The sequence below is a fragment of the Arthrobacter sp. U41 genome (assembly GCF_001750145.1).
Lineage (GTDB): Bacteria > Actinomycetota > Actinomycetes > Actinomycetales > Micrococcaceae > Arthrobacter.
The window spans coordinates 1,285,081-1,298,622 of record NZ_CP015732.1; the positions used below are offsets into that span (position 1 = coordinate 1,285,081).

A 13,542-nucleotide genomic window follows, 5' to 3' on the forward strand; every position below is an offset into this window, starting at 1 on the left:
CCGGCCGGATCCACGAAAGGAACACAAGAAATGGTCCATAAAGTTCAGGCCGTCATCGCCCGGGAGAAGAATGCCCCGGTTTCGCTCGAGACTATTCTGGTCCCGGATCCGGGGCCGGGGGAGGCGCTGGTGGACATTCTCACGTGCGGGGTCTGCCATACGGACCTGGACTACAAGCAGGGCGGCATCGGCGATGAGTTCCCCTACCTGCTGGGCCATGAGGCCACGGGTGTGGTCAGCGCCGTCGGACCCGGCGTCACAGACGTCGTCCCGGGCGATCGGGTGATCCTGAACTGGCGCGCTGTCTGCGGGGAATGCCGCGCCTGCGCCAAGGGCCAGCCCCAGTACTGCTTTGACACGCACAATGCCACGCAGAAGATGACGCTTGAAGACGGCACGGAACTCACTCCCGCGCTCGGCATTGGCGCCTTTGCGGAGAAGACCCTGGTGGCAGCAGGGCAGTGCACGAAGGTTGACGACGACGCCGATCCCGCCGTCGTCGGGCTGCTCGGCTGCGGCGTGATGGCCGGCATCGGTGCCGCCATCAACACGGGTGAGGTCAAGCGGGGCGAGTCCGTGGCCGTGATCGGCTGCGGCGGTGTGGGCATCGCCGCAATCGCCGGCGCAAAGCTGGCCGGTGCCACCACAATCATTGCCGTGGACATCGACGCCAACAAGGTGGAAATGGCCAGGCACCTGGGCGCCACCCACGGAGTCGACTCGAGCCGGGAGGATCCCGTCGAAGCCATCCGTGCGCTGACGGAAGGCCACGGCGCCGACCTGGTGATTGACGCCGTCGGACGTCCCGAAACGTACAAGCAGGCGTTCTATGCCCGCGACCTCGCCGGCCGCGTGGTGCTGGTGGGCGTGCCGAGGCCGGACATGAAGCTTGAGCTGCCCCTGCTGGACGTCTTTGGGCGGGGCGGGTCGCTGAAGTCCTCCTGGTATGGGGACTGCCTGCCCTCGCGTGATTTCCCCATGCTCGTGGCGCATTACAGGCAGGGCAACCTGGACCTGGATGCCTTTGTCACCGAGCGCATCACCATTGACCAGGTGGAGGAAGCCTTTGCCAAGATGCATGACGGCAAGGTCCTGCGCTCGGTTGTCGAACTACAGACTCTGAAGGAGCTCTCATGAGCGTCACCATCGAAAACCTCGTCACTTCGGGCACGTTTTCGCTCGACGGCGGCACTTGGGACGTGGACAACAACGTCTGGATTGTGGGCAACGAGGATGAGTGCGTGATCATCGATTCGCCGCACGATGCAGGCGCGATCATCAACCAGGTCCGGGGCCGGAAGGTCCTGGCCATCCTGCTGACCCACGCCCACAATGACCACATCGGCCCGGCGCGGGAGCTCGCGGCGGCAGTGGATGCCCCCATCCATCTCCACCCTGATGACCTCATGCTGTGGGAACAGGTCTACCCGGACCACAAACCGGACGAGGAGCTCGCCGACGGCGACGTGTTCAAGGTGGGCGGGGTAACCCTGCGGGCCATCCACACCCCTGGCCACTCTCCGGGCTCCAACTGCTTCTACCTGGAAAGCGAAGGAACCGTGTTCACTGGAGACACGCTGTTCAACGGCGGTCCGGGTGCCACGGGGCGTTCCTACAGCGACTACAACACGATTGTTGCTTCGATTCGGGAACGGCTGCTGACCCTTCCGCCTGAAACGGTGGTCCGCACCGGCCATGGTGAGAACACCACTATCGGGGCCGAGCGCGACACCCTGGACAGAATCCCGCAGTAAGGACATATCGAGGTTGTCGAGGGCGCTAGGACGGATCCGGCGCAACCGGCCACTGGGAGGGTGGAGAGAGAGCATCCATGGATCCGCATTAGCTGACTGGCCGGTTTATGGACTACCCCGGTTGTCCGTTGCCTAATCGGACACGAAGCGTACTCGGGACCGAGTTCTGCGTTTGGCGTTGGCCCGCATTACTGAGTTATGGCTGTCGGTATGCAGCCGTAGGGAATGCCGGGCTCGTTCCATTTCGACTTCTATTCAGAACAGCAAAGGTGCCAGTCGTGACGTCAGGTCGCGGGCCGCTTCCGAGTGTTCGCAGATTATGGCAAACCGTTCTGCAGGACTGGAGAGGCAAAGGGCTGCGCCGACCGGTTCGTTAGGCAGTCTTACTGGAAGTGCCAGGCTGGCAGATCCTTGCTCTAATTCGTTAATTTCAGAGGCCTCGCCCTTGATCCTTATTTCCGCGAGTTGTTCTTCCAGTTGACCCCTGTCCGTGATGGTGTGCCGTGTCAGTTGCCTCAGCGGCCCTTTCGGGAACGGGGGTGCGGAATCGGCAAGTTCAGCAAGCATCAGTTTCCCTGCGGCAGAGCAGTGTGGATACCGAAGCATTTCGAATACTGAGTGGAGCGGATAATCGGGATCTTCATCTGCGATTCTGAGGGAAGCGTTCCGGAACATGATTAAGTGCACTGCAAAACGGTTTCCACTTCGGAATTTTTCTATGACGGTTCGGGCCGCGGTGGGAACGGTGGGGGGAGTCGCTGCCGTAACCAGGCCCGACAGGGCGTGTCCGAGCGCGAATCCGCGGAGGTTAGATGTGCGGACTAAATATTCATCCGCGACGAGCGAATTCAGAATCCGGTAGGCGGTCGCCTGGGGCATCTGCAACGCGTTCGTGATCTCTTTCGCCGTAGTCCCTGTCCCGAGCCGTGCCACGATCTCCAGGATTCGGAACGAGTTGGACGCTGCATTGGAATGCGATGCCCTGTAGTTCATCGGTCGGGCCTACCGCGAAACAGGTCTAATTCCCGGGTCTCGTCGTAGATGCCCACCGCCGCCAGACGCTCGGGTAGCCGGAGGTGCAGGAAGGTGGCGTAGATGAGGCTGCCGAGGACGACGCCACCATAGATGACGGCCTGCAGGTTGCCTGTGCGAACTGATGCCGCCGCTGCCGTCCAGAGCACGGCCCCGAGGGTGACGGTGGATAACGCTCCCAATATCCAGCTGACCTGAGTGTTTTCTCCTATCCGGCGTAGGAAGAAGGGTAGGGAGGCGGTGGCAAGAATATAGGAGCCCAGATATCCGTAGGCGCCCAGGGTGAAGAGGTCCACTAGGCCCCGCTCAGGACTTGTACCAGAGATGATGATCGCGATTGGGACCATGGCAACTACCGGCATTACGCAAATGATTGCCGTCGAGGGGGTTCGAAAGGCGGGATGGGTGCGGCCGAATATTCGCGGCGCAACCCCTTCTCTTCCCATACAGAAAACTATGCGAGCAAGGGCATTTACCGATGCGATAGTGCACGCAAACCAAGATGCCGCGATGCCCAGGTCGAGGACTGCGGCGAACACGGGGGAAGTCTGCGAAAACAAGTCAGACAACGGTGTGGAACTGGCTACAATGTTTGGCGGTGCCCCTTTGAGAGCCACGTCCTGGGAGATCACGGCCAGAAGATAAAGCACGCCCGCCATGATGGGGGTCCACGTGATGGCCCTCGGGACGCTGACGAAAGGACTCTGCGCCTCGCCTCCCAATGTTGTCGGGCTTTCGAAGCCGACAAAGGCACTTACAGCAACGACGATTCCGATTGGTAACAAGTCTAAGTTCCCGGTCCAGACAAACAAGCTCTCGACGTTAACCTTCGGCGCGTGAAAGGCGAAGTAGGCAATCATGAGGACGGCGAGGACTCCAATTGAAATGGACTCCATTAACAACGTGGACCACGCGGATATCTGGATTCCCCGAACCATGAGGAAACAGGCGGCGGACGCCGTGGCAAGAATAACCAGCACAGTGACGACTCTAGAGTCCGCGGGGGTTACCCCAAGGTTGATGAACAGCTGAACGACATATGTGCCGACAACCAGTAGGCCGGCCATGGCGACGACGGCGTAACCGAACATGGCGGACCAGCCAGCGGTAATTGCGGTCCGCTGCCCAAGTCCCTTCGCCGTGTAGCTGTAGAGGCCGCTGACCGCAGCCATGCGCTTTGCCATCGGTCTCAGACAGAAGGAAACCAGAACCATGACCGCCATGGCTATACCGAATGTCAACACAAGGTTCGGTCCGCTGGATCCAAAGACAAGACCGGGAAAGACAAGAGCCGGAATGACAGACATGGCACCCGCGGGCGCCACGGCGGCTATCGCTTGTGCGAAAACCGGCAGGAATGAGAGTTTCCGGCGGTTCAGACCCTCCACTGGAGAACGGGGAGTAATGAACCGATCAGCACGGGCAGACACCAGGCACCAACTTTCCCTCACGCTCGGCCTGCTTGCTGGAGACGCAAGTCACAAGCCTCAAGTGCCAAACCTTAGCACCGCGGCCAGGGCGAGGATGCTCGCGGTCCCGGTTACCAATGTTTCCAACATGTTAACTGAGGTGGGAAGAGGTGGCCCTGAAGTTCTCACGCGAATAGCTATAAACAGCTCGCCTAGATGAATTCTGTGGCGTAATTTTTTCTACACGGACGGAATGTGCGTGATCGGCGTCATGCCCCAGGGGAGTTCAGAGCAGAGCTCCATGGGCCCTTAGCAACTTATGGGATGCCGGTCCGTTCGCCGGTGCCGGGATGTTGCGGGTCAGGTGCCGCTAGTCCTGTCCGGGCGTCCTTAAAGGCAGATTCCAGCACACTCGGTGGCTGCTTAGCCAAACCCCGATCTGTTAACGGGGCACTTCGGCACTCAGGCCGTCGGGATCCTCGTCCTGAAAGAAAGAATTTAAGGAGAAAAGCATGACTCTCAACACTGAAACCGAAACTGTAGTAGGGGTAGCGCACCCTCTGGATCCGTTGTCCCGGGCCGAGATTTCGCGGGCTGTCTCGATCCTCAAGGACGGGCCGGCTGCGGCTGAGTCGTTCCGCTTCATTAGCGTTGAGCTGCGCGAGCCGTCCAAGGAAGCCCTGAGGACCGGCGGGGAGACCGAACGCGAAGCGGACTCGGTGCTCGTTGACCGCGGCGCGGGAAATGCCTACGAAGCCATCGTCAACCTTGATTCGGGCATCGTCACGTCGTGGAAGCAGCTGGCCTCCGGCGTTCAGCCGCCCTTCATGCTGGACGAGTTTGCAGAAGGTGAAGAGAGCTGCCGAAAGAACCCGGAGGTCAAGGCGGCCCTTGCCAAGCGGGGCATCACCGATATGGACCTTGTCTGCTTCGAACCGTGGTCTGTGGGCTACTTCGGTGAAGACAACGAAGGACGGCGCCTGATGCGCGCCCTGGTCTTCGTCCGCCAGGAGCCCGATGACAGCCCTTACGCGCACCCGATCGAGAACTTCATCGTCATCGTCGACCTCAACTCCGGCGAAGTCGTAGAAGTCGAGGACGACCAGGCGATCCCCGTACCCAGTGCCAGCGGCAACTACCTGCCCAAGTACGTCGGGCCGGCCCGCACTGACCTCAAGCCCATCTCCATCACCCAGCCCGAGGGTGCGTCCTTCAAGGTCACGGGAAACCACGTCCAGTGGGCCGACTGGTCCTTCCGGGTCGGGTTCACTCCCCGGGAAGGCCTGGTGCTTCACCAGCTCCGCTTCCAGGACCAGGGCGTGGAGCGTCCGGTGATCAACAGGGCATCACTGTCCGAAATGGTGGTCCCCTATGGTGACACCGCCCCCGTCCAGGCAAAGAAGAACGCCTTCGACTCCGGCGAATACAACATCGGCAACATGGCCAACTCCCTCACCCTCGGCTGCGACTGCCTGGGCGAAATCAAGTACTTCGATGGCATCACCACCGACAGCCACGGCAACCCATGGACCATCGAGAACGCCATCTGCATGCACGAGGAAGACGATTCCATCCTGTGGAAGCACTTCGACTTCCGCGAGGGCACCGCCGAAACCCGGCGCAGCCGCAAGCTCGTGATCTCCTTCATCGCCACCGTCGCGAACTACGAGTACGCCTTCTACTGGCACCTGTTCCTCGACGGCAGCATCGAGTTCCTGGTCAAGGCCACCGGCATCCTGTCCACCGCCGCCCAGAAGCCCGGCGAGAAAACCCCGTACGGTCAGACGCTGAACAACGACGGGCTCTACGGACCCATCCACCAGCACATGTTCAACGTCCGCATGGACTTCGAAATCGACGGACCGAAGAATGTCGTCTACGAAGTGGACATGGAAATCCCCGAGAACAACCCCACACACACCGCGTTCAAGGCCGTGGACCGGCTGCTCGAAACCGAACAGGCAGCAATCCGCAAGGCAGACCACGACAAGCACCGCTTCTGGAAAATCGCCAACCGCGACAGCAGGAACCTCGTGGACGAACCAGTCGCCTACCGCCTCATCCCCACCAACGCCATCACCCTGGCCGCCGGCGATGAGTCCTTCGTCAGCAAACGAGCACAATTCGCCCGCAACAACCTCTGGGTCACCGCTTACGACCGCACCGAACGCTTCGCCGCCGGCGAATTCCCGAACCAAGCCACCGGCGCCGACGACGGCCTGCACATCTGGACCCAGGCAGACCGGAACATCGTCGATGAAGACATCGTGGTCTGGTACACCTTCGGCATGCACCACGTCGTCCGCCTCGAAGACTGGCCCGTCATGCCCCGCCAAAACATCGGCTTCATGCTCGAACCACACGGCTTCTTCAACCAAAACCCAACCCTCAACCTGCCCAGCTCGGCGACCCCCTCCGATCACTGCAGCCCAGAAACCACAAACCACTGCAGCTCCGGACACGAATCATGAGCACCCAAAGTCCTCGCGCTGACGCTCCCTCCAAGCACGGCTCCAAACCAGGCAAGCTGAAAGCCAACACCCTGGGGTTGTGGGATGTTGTTTTCATGGCTGTTGCGACGTCCGCACCGATTACGGTGATGAGCGGAAATGTCCCGTTTGCGGTTGGCTACGGTGTCGGAACCGGAACCCCGGCAACATATATCTGGGCGACGGTTATCCTGTCGATCTTTGCGGTCGCATATGTCACGATGGCCCGCTATGTGACCTCAACGGCCGCCTTCTACGGATTCATTTCCCGCGGTTTGGGACGCGTTGTTGGCCTCGGGACCGGCTACATGGTTACCTTCGGCTACATCATCTTTGAAGCCAGCATCATCGGTATTTTCTCCTACTTCGGCCATCTGGCTTTCCTGAGCCAATTTGGGGTGGACATCCCATGGGTTGTTTTCGCCTTGGTGGGCCTCGTCCTCATCGGGATACTGACCTACTTTGAGATCAGCTTCGCAGCGAAAATCCTGGCTGTACTGCTGGCCACTGAGATCGGGATTTTGGCAGTCATGGCCTTCGCCGTGCTCTTCAATGGCGGGGGCCCCGACGGGCTGATGCCTGAGACGCTGAATCCGGTAAATGCGTTCAAACCAAACGGTCTGCAAGTCGCCGCGACGGGACTCGCCATGTTCATCGCGTTCTGGTCATGGACCGGATTCGAGTCGACGGTCATGTATGGGGAGGAATCGAAGAACCCGAAGAAGATCATCCCTATCGCCACGATGATCGCGGTCACCGGCGTCGGTATCTTTTATACGTTTGTCTCCTGGATGTCCGTTGCCGGGAATGGTGCCGCAGGAGCCATTGCTTTGGCGCAAAGCGCCGAACCCCTGGACATGTTCTTTCACCCCACGGAAGTCTTTGTCGGCCCCGGATGGGTTTCGATCATGTTATGGCTGATGATGAGCGGATCCTTCGCTTGCGCCATGGCCTTCCACAACGCCGCATCACGGTACCTCTACGCGCTGGGAAGGGAAGGAGTCCTGCCCAGCGTACTTGGCAAGACCCATAAGAAGCACGGATCCCCCCACATCGCGTCGTACCTCCAGACAGGTCTTGCAACCCTGTGGATACTCGGGTTCTGGTACTTCAAGAAGGACCCATACCTGGATGTCTTTGTCCTCCTGGCCGTGCTCGGGACATTCTCGCTCCTGATTGTGCAGACCATCACCATGGCCGCCGTGTTCAACTATTTCCGCAAGCACCACCCGGAAGAAAAAGCGTGGCGCACCAAAGTCGCTCCCATAGTCGGGGGACTGGGGATGCTCGGTGTTGTCATCCTGATGGTCCTGAACTTGGACTCGGCTGCCGGGCCTGCAGCGTCGTCTCTGCTCTTCAAGCTCATCCCCTACATCGCCGCTGGGCTCTTCATCGCCGGGGCAGGTCAAGCACTGTACCTGAGGAAAACCAATCCGCTCAAGTATGAAACCATCGGCCACGTCGTTCTCGCCGAGGACGGTCACGGCCCGGTCCTGGACGAAGAAGATCCAGAGCCGATGCGCCCGATCGATCTCGAACGCATCAGGGAACTCGAGCGGAAGAATCCCTTGGGTGAACTCGAACTGAGTGATGAAGATGAACTAGAGCTGGAGAGGGAAAGGCCCTGAACGGGCGGTCCCCGGTGCTGTGTCAGCAGCGTCGGGGACCGGCCCCGTTAACTAACTCAAACCAGTAGGAAGAGCGTAATCCGCGTGTTCGATAGCCCCGCCATTACCTGGTCCCTCACGGCCTTCCTGCTACTTACCGGAAGCTATCAGGTTCTGCAGGCGACAAAGTCCAAGCAGCGCACGGACAGGATCAACAAGGGCCTCCATGCCCTCATGAACGTCCTGATGGCTGTCATGCAATGGAACCTCGCGCCGTCATTCATGCTTGCTCAGGTCGCCGTTCTCACCGGCGCGGCACTGTGGTTTGTCATCCAAGCGGTCGCACGGCCGGAATTCAAAACACTCTGCGCGGGCAGCCAGGGCCGGCTGAAATGCGCCTACCACAGCATTGCCATGGCTGGCGCTGCTCTCATGGTCGCCATGATGGGTCACGTGACCACAACGAGCAATGAAATGCAGGCAGGCGGAACGTCGACGCCTCACGCTCACCACGCGATGACAGCCGAAACCAAAAGCCTTCCGGCCGCAACATTTGATTACTCACCCGACCTCGCGCTTCTTCTAACAATAGTCTTCGGAGTTGCTGCGGTGGTATTCACCGCCCTTCTGCTCCGTTTCCGGGTACCGACAACCGCACTCCCCAACAAGGCGGCGCCAAGACTGTCTGTCCGCACAGAACACGGACTCGAAGCTCTCGGCGCCGCTGCCATGGCCCTAATGTTTGCCACCATGTCCGCATGATGGTATCTGCGCTTCGCCACAGCGCTCTCGCATGAAACCGTCCTTGGTCTCGGCCGCGCTTACTGCACCGCCTTCCGGACCGAGTCCTGCACTTTTTTCGGCTCTCCTGACGTGAATGTGGGTTCGGTTATGTCTGGTATGGGAGTTTGATTTCGACGGGTCCGCAGGCGAGCATGATCAGGGCGAGGGCGGCTTCGGGGGTGTGGAATCCGTAGGATCTGCGGGTCATGGTGCGGATCTTGTTGTTCAGTCCTTCGTGGCGGCCGTTGGAGAGTTTCCTGGTGACTGCTGCGTGGATCCCTTGGGTGTGGGATCGGATCGTGGCGGCGGCCCTGGCGAACTCGCGGATGTTGGATTTGGCGGCGAGGTCGCACCAGGTGGTGATCATCTCCATCACGTCATCGGGGTTGAGGTCGCCGGCGAAGACCTCCCGGAGGGATTCCTTGAGCTGGTAGGCGTCCCAGAGCAGCCCTCCGGTGCGTTCGAGCCCGGCCAGGGTGGCTTGTTGTTTTTCGGTGAGGTTCTGCGGGTTTTTCAGCAGCACCCAGCGGGTTCCTTTGAACTTCTTCGCGATGTCCTGATCGGGCAGCTCACGGGTCCGTTGCCAGATGGAACGGCGGAAGGCTTCCAGCGCGTTGGTGGCGACCTGGATGACGTGGAACGGGTCGTAGCAGATGACCGCGCCGGGTGCGTTGGTCTTCACGGACTTGGCAAAAGCCGGGCCCATGTCCATGCTGACGGCCTCTATCGCCGCCGTGTTCACCGGTCCGATCTCCTTGAAGAATCCATCCAGTGTCGCCGCGTTCTTTCCCGGTGCGCCCCAGACGATCTTCGAGGTGGCGTGGTCCGAGACGAGGGTCAGGTAGCGGTGGTGTTTGCGCCAGGAAATCTCATCCACGCCGATATTGACCAGGCCTTCGAAGCGGCTCTCATCGAGTTGTTCGGCCACGACGCGTTCACAGATCGCCCCGACGGTCCGCCACGCTATCCGGGCGAAGGTGGACACCGTGGTCTTGTCCGCACGGGTGACCAGCCAGGCGATCATGTCCTCAAATTCCGTGCTGAACCGGGAGCCGGGCCGGGCGAACGGCACGCCCTGCACCACGACGCCGTGGCTGGGGCAGACCAGCCGCCGGCGGAGCATTGTGAGCACCAGGACCCTGCCGGCGAAATCCAGATGCCGCCACGACGATTCCGCCCACCGGGTGTCATACCCGGCCATCGTTGAGTAGCTGCAGTGCGGGCAGTCCAGGCGCTTGCGGGCCTTCAACGCCACCCGCACCAGCAGCGGACCCCCGGCGCCAGGATCAACGTCAACAACCCGGACCCCGGCCAGATTCAAGACGCCGTTGAGTAGAGTAGTAGCACGCATGGGTAGCTCCGAAATTTGGACAGTGTGAGAACTCCCAAATCTACCGGGCTACCCATGCCTCATAACACGCAAACCCTGACCCACACTTACGTCAGGAGAGCCCTTTTTTCCACCTTGTTTCTCACGCTGTCGATGGTCCAGATGCCGGAATCCTGACCTGCTGACTATCGGGCAGCAGCGCGGCGGTGCCTCGTCAGAAGTAGGCCGCCCATTGTGCGGTCATCCATGGATGCGGCAGGTTGTTCCGCTACCGCAGTGTCTTTTTACACGGTCAACGGAGCCCGTGGCTGTGCGCCAGGGCGATCGCCTCGGTGCGTGAGCCGACCTCGAGCTTCTTGAACAGGTTTCGTACGTGAAACTTGACCGTATTCTCGCTGATGCCCAGCGTTGACGCGATGGTCCGGTTGCGGTGCCCCGCAACAAGGTACTGGAGCACCTCGAGCTCCCGGGCGGCAAGGTCCCAGCCGGCCACATCGCCGGCGGGACGCGTTGGCAGGTCCAGGGGGAGGGTGACAAAAACGTCCGCACCCCAGCCCGGCATAACGTCGATCCGCAGCTGTCCGGTGAGCGCCTGCACCCGGCGGTCCAGGCGGGCGATGCTCGGCGCGTCGGCTTTGAGTGCACCGCGGCCGTCGTCGCGTACGTTAATCAGCAGGTTCTCGCCGTCGCAGTCCCACTGCGTCCGTACCCTGCTGACATCCGGTTGTTCCGTCATGACCAGCACAAGTCCGCGGACGATGGCCCGTGCCGCGTGGGCAACCTCGCCGGGCAGGGCCCTTCCGTTCAGCGGCGGTTCGATGAATTCGATCTCGATGCCGCTGTAGCGTGTGAGCGGCCGCAGGTCCTCCCGCAGGCGTTCGAAGGCCTTGGCGACGGGCTCTCTTACGAGGTCCGTGGTGCGGTCGCTGTGAGTCCGGAGCCCGATCAGAGCCTTGGCGGTGAGGTCGGTGACGGTTGTGCGGGCTGCAGCATCGTCCAGGGAAGACGACCGTAGGGCTGCCATGAGCGTCTCTAGGGTGGTGGAGTGCAGATCGGTCAGTTCCGCCGTCACCCGGAGGCGTTCGGCGGATGCCGCCCGCGATTCCAGCAGGTACGAGGGCGGCGCGTCAGCCACTTTCTCGCGGATCCGCCGCGCAGTAAGGCGCCACAGATACGTCACCAGCTCAAGCCCGGCGTTGCGCCCCGGATCGGCAGGGGGATCCGTGAGGACGAGGAGGGCATTGCTGGAGGCGTGTTTCAGGGCAAGCACGGGGAGGGTCTGGCCGGCGAGCTCGGCTTCGCCGAACCAGGGTCCCTCATCGGAAAGGGTGTCGCGAAGCGTGTCCAGCTCGATGATGGAGACCTTGGAAATGATCTCTTTGTCGCCCGCCTTCTTCTGCGGCCGGCCCGTGCAGTCTTCGGTGAAGATGACCAGCGCGCTGCTTCCCATGTAGGGGAGTGTGGCATCACGCAGTCGCTCTGCTATCTGGGCCAGCGGGGCATCTGCCAATGCTGCCACGCTCTGCAAAAGCGGCCACGGCAGGTCTGCAAGGGGCGTGGTCGATTGTTTTAGGGATGGGTCGTGGGCGGCGCTCATCCTGCCAGCATACCGGGGCGGGGTGTGTGTGATCGACTATTTGTAGGCCGTTTCAGCTAGGAAATCCTGCCAAGTTAGTGGCTGGTTTCCTGCCAAAAGAGCGCTAAGAATCAGGCCAGGCAATTCCCCTCCAAATCATGGATTCCGGGAGTGCGCAGATAGAGATCACCCGGTGGCCCGGGCCGTTCCCAGAGTGTTGGGAACATGGGCCCGCCACCCCAGATAGGTTCCTTACGGCGCTGCCATTGCGAAGCGTGTGCGCCGGAAGGGCTGGAAAGCAGATGACGGTACCCATGTCCGTTCAAGAAAATATCAGAAGACTCGATTCCCAGGGAGTCCCGGGGCGTGAGATCGCCCGGAGATTGGGAGTGAGTCGTGATTCGGTGGCCAGGTACGCCGAGCAGCAGGACTTCTCCCCGGCACCGCCAACACCGTTGGCCCGGCCCGGGGGCTCGGTGTTGGCCGGGTTCGAGCGCATCATTGAGCAGTGGCTGGGCGAGGACCAGCGCCGGCCGCGCAAGCAACGGCATACGGCCAAGCGGATCTTTGACCGGCTCCTGGCCGAGCATGGTTACCTCGGCACCTATTCCCCGGTCCAACGCCACGTGAAGAAATGGACGGCCCGGAACCGGCAGGCCGGGGAGGGCTTCACCGAGCTCGTATGGCCGGCCGGCACGGTGCAGGTCGACTTCGGGCAGGCCGAGGCCATCATTGCCGGGATCCGGCAGGTCCTGCACATCCTGGTGGTGACCTTCCCGTTCTCGAACATGCGCTTCGTGCAGGGGTACCGGGGCGAGACCGCCGAGTGTGTCTGCCACGGGTTGCGCAGGGTGTTCGAACATATCGGGGCCGCGCCCCGGCACATGGTCTTTGACAATGCCACCGGCATCGGACGCCGGGTCGGTGCCAAGGTCGTGGAGACGAAACTGTTCGGCGCGTTCAAGCTGCACTACCGGGCAGAACCCTATCGGCCAGACTCGTTAGAGACCGCTTCTTGAACGAGAATAGAGGCTGGAGGCAGGAGGGAAACTTCACCATGAATACATCCACACCAGCAGGGACTGGACAGCCCGTACCGGAAGAAATAGCCAGCCAGGACCAAGGATCAGCGGAGCAGGGCCCGCGTTCCAACCGGTCGGCACGCAGGACCTTTACCGCCGAGTTCAAACGCGCGATCGTCCAGGAATACGATGCGGCACCGAACGGTTCCAAGGGCGCAGTGCTACGCCGCGAACGGCTCTACGATTCCCATATCCAGGAATGGCGGGCCGCGTTCGATGCGGGCAGGCTCGCGAAGCCGGCGGCACGCCGGGGCCGGCCGAAGAACACGGACGAGCAGGCCCAGATCGCCCAGCTGACCAAGGACCTGGTCGCGGAGCGGGCCGCACACGAGCGGACCCGCGGGAAGTTGGCTTCCTCGGATGCCGCCCTGGATACCTTGGGAAAAGGAGTCGCGTTCTTGGAAGCTCTCTCATCGAAGAACGCGCAATCACCAGCACCGCACACCAGTCGTGGCAATCAGCAACCGCAACGGAACTGAC

The 13,542-nt window shown here is 61.3% G+C and carries 10 protein-coding genes and 1 pseudogene; 7 read left to right on the forward strand and 4 right to left on the reverse strand.

Annotated elements, in window-relative coordinates; translation table 11 throughout:
* Nucleotides 1-30: 30 nt before the first annotated feature.
* Both ASPU41_RS06030 and ASPU41_RS06035 read left to right on the forward strand, forming a co-directional pair.
* Nucleotides 31-1,137, forward strand: a complete 1,107-nt coding sequence (locus ASPU41_RS06030; protein WP_069950159.1) for an S-(hydroxymethyl)mycothiol dehydrogenase — start codon at nt 31-33, stop codon at nt 1,135-1,137.
* Nucleotides 1,134-1,754: an MBL fold metallo-hydrolase gene (locus ASPU41_RS06035; protein WP_069950160.1), complete on the forward strand. Its 621-nt coding sequence runs from the start codon at nt 1,134-1,136 to the stop codon at nt 1,752-1,754. Before ASPU41_RS06030 ends, ASPU41_RS06035 begins: the two co-directional genes overlap by 4 nt.
* A 255-nt stretch (nt 1,755-2,009) precedes the next feature.
* Here the strand turns inward: ASPU41_RS06035 and ASPU41_RS21945 are convergent, their stop codons facing one another.
* Together ASPU41_RS21945 and ASPU41_RS06040 are read right to left on the reverse strand one after the other, a co-directional pair.
* Nucleotides 2,010-2,747 carry an IclR family transcriptional regulator gene (locus ASPU41_RS21945; protein ID WP_083266382.1) on the reverse strand — a complete coding sequence of 246 codons (738 nt, stop codon included), beginning with the start codon at nt 2,745-2,747 and terminating at the stop codon, nt 2,010-2,012.
* Entirely contained in the window at nt 2,744-4,093 is a 1,350-nt protein-coding gene (locus ASPU41_RS06040) for an APC family permease (RefSeq protein ID WP_231941184.1), read from the reverse strand. The genes ASPU41_RS21945 and ASPU41_RS06040 overlap by 4 nt, the downstream gene beginning before the upstream one ends.
* A 614-nt stretch (nt 4,094-4,707) precedes the next feature.
* Here ASPU41_RS06040 and ASPU41_RS06045 point away from each other — a divergent pair.
* From ASPU41_RS06045 to ASPU41_RS06055, 3 genes are all read left to right on the forward strand, one after another.
* Complete coding sequence (locus ASPU41_RS06045; RefSeq protein WP_069950161.1) at nt 4,708-6,666, forward strand: primary-amine oxidase; 1,959 nt, start codon at nt 4,708-4,710, stop codon at nt 6,664-6,666.
* Nucleotides 6,663-8,312 (forward strand): APC family permease, encoded by a 1,650-nt coding sequence (locus tag ASPU41_RS06050; protein ID WP_069950162.1) that lies wholly within the window; start codon nt 6,663-6,665, stop codon nt 8,310-8,312. The genes ASPU41_RS06045 and ASPU41_RS06050 overlap by 4 nt, the downstream gene beginning before the upstream one ends.
* 84 nt (nt 8,313-8,396) lie before the next feature.
* Nucleotides 8,397-9,053 (forward strand): DUF5134 domain-containing protein, encoded by a 657-nt coding sequence (locus ASPU41_RS06055; RefSeq protein ID WP_069950163.1) that lies wholly within the window; start codon nt 8,397-8,399, stop codon nt 9,051-9,053.
* Nucleotides 9,054-9,180: 127 nt separating this feature from the next.
* Here the strand turns inward: ASPU41_RS06055 and ASPU41_RS06060 are convergent, their stop codons facing one another.
* Together ASPU41_RS06060 and ASPU41_RS06065 are read right to left on the reverse strand one after the other, a co-directional pair.
* Nucleotides 9,181-10,425 (reverse strand): ISL3 family transposase, encoded by a 1,245-nt coding sequence (locus ASPU41_RS06060; RefSeq protein WP_069949528.1) that lies wholly within the window; start codon nt 10,423-10,425, stop codon nt 9,181-9,183.
* A 271-nt stretch (nt 10,426-10,696) separates the two neighbouring features.
* Nucleotides 10,697-12,001: a helix-turn-helix transcriptional regulator gene (locus ASPU41_RS06065; protein WP_069950164.1), complete on the reverse strand. Its 1,305-nt coding sequence runs from the start codon at nt 11,999-12,001 to the stop codon at nt 10,697-10,699.
* A gap of 293 nt (nt 12,002-12,294) precedes the next feature.
* Between ASPU41_RS06065 and istA the strand changes: the two are divergent.
* Both istA and ASPU41_RS23005 read left to right on the forward strand, forming a co-directional pair.
* Nucleotides 12,295-12,963: pseudogene (gene istA / locus ASPU41_RS06070) on the forward strand (IS21 family transposase); the annotation flags it as partial.
* A gap of 74 nt (nt 12,964-13,037) precedes the next feature.
* The gene (locus ASPU41_RS23005; protein WP_197515666.1) at nt 13,038-13,541 is read left to right on the forward strand and encodes a transposase; all 504 of its coding nucleotides are present in this window, start codon (nt 13,038-13,040) and stop codon (nt 13,539-13,541) included.
* Nucleotide 13,542 lies beyond the last annotated feature (1 nt).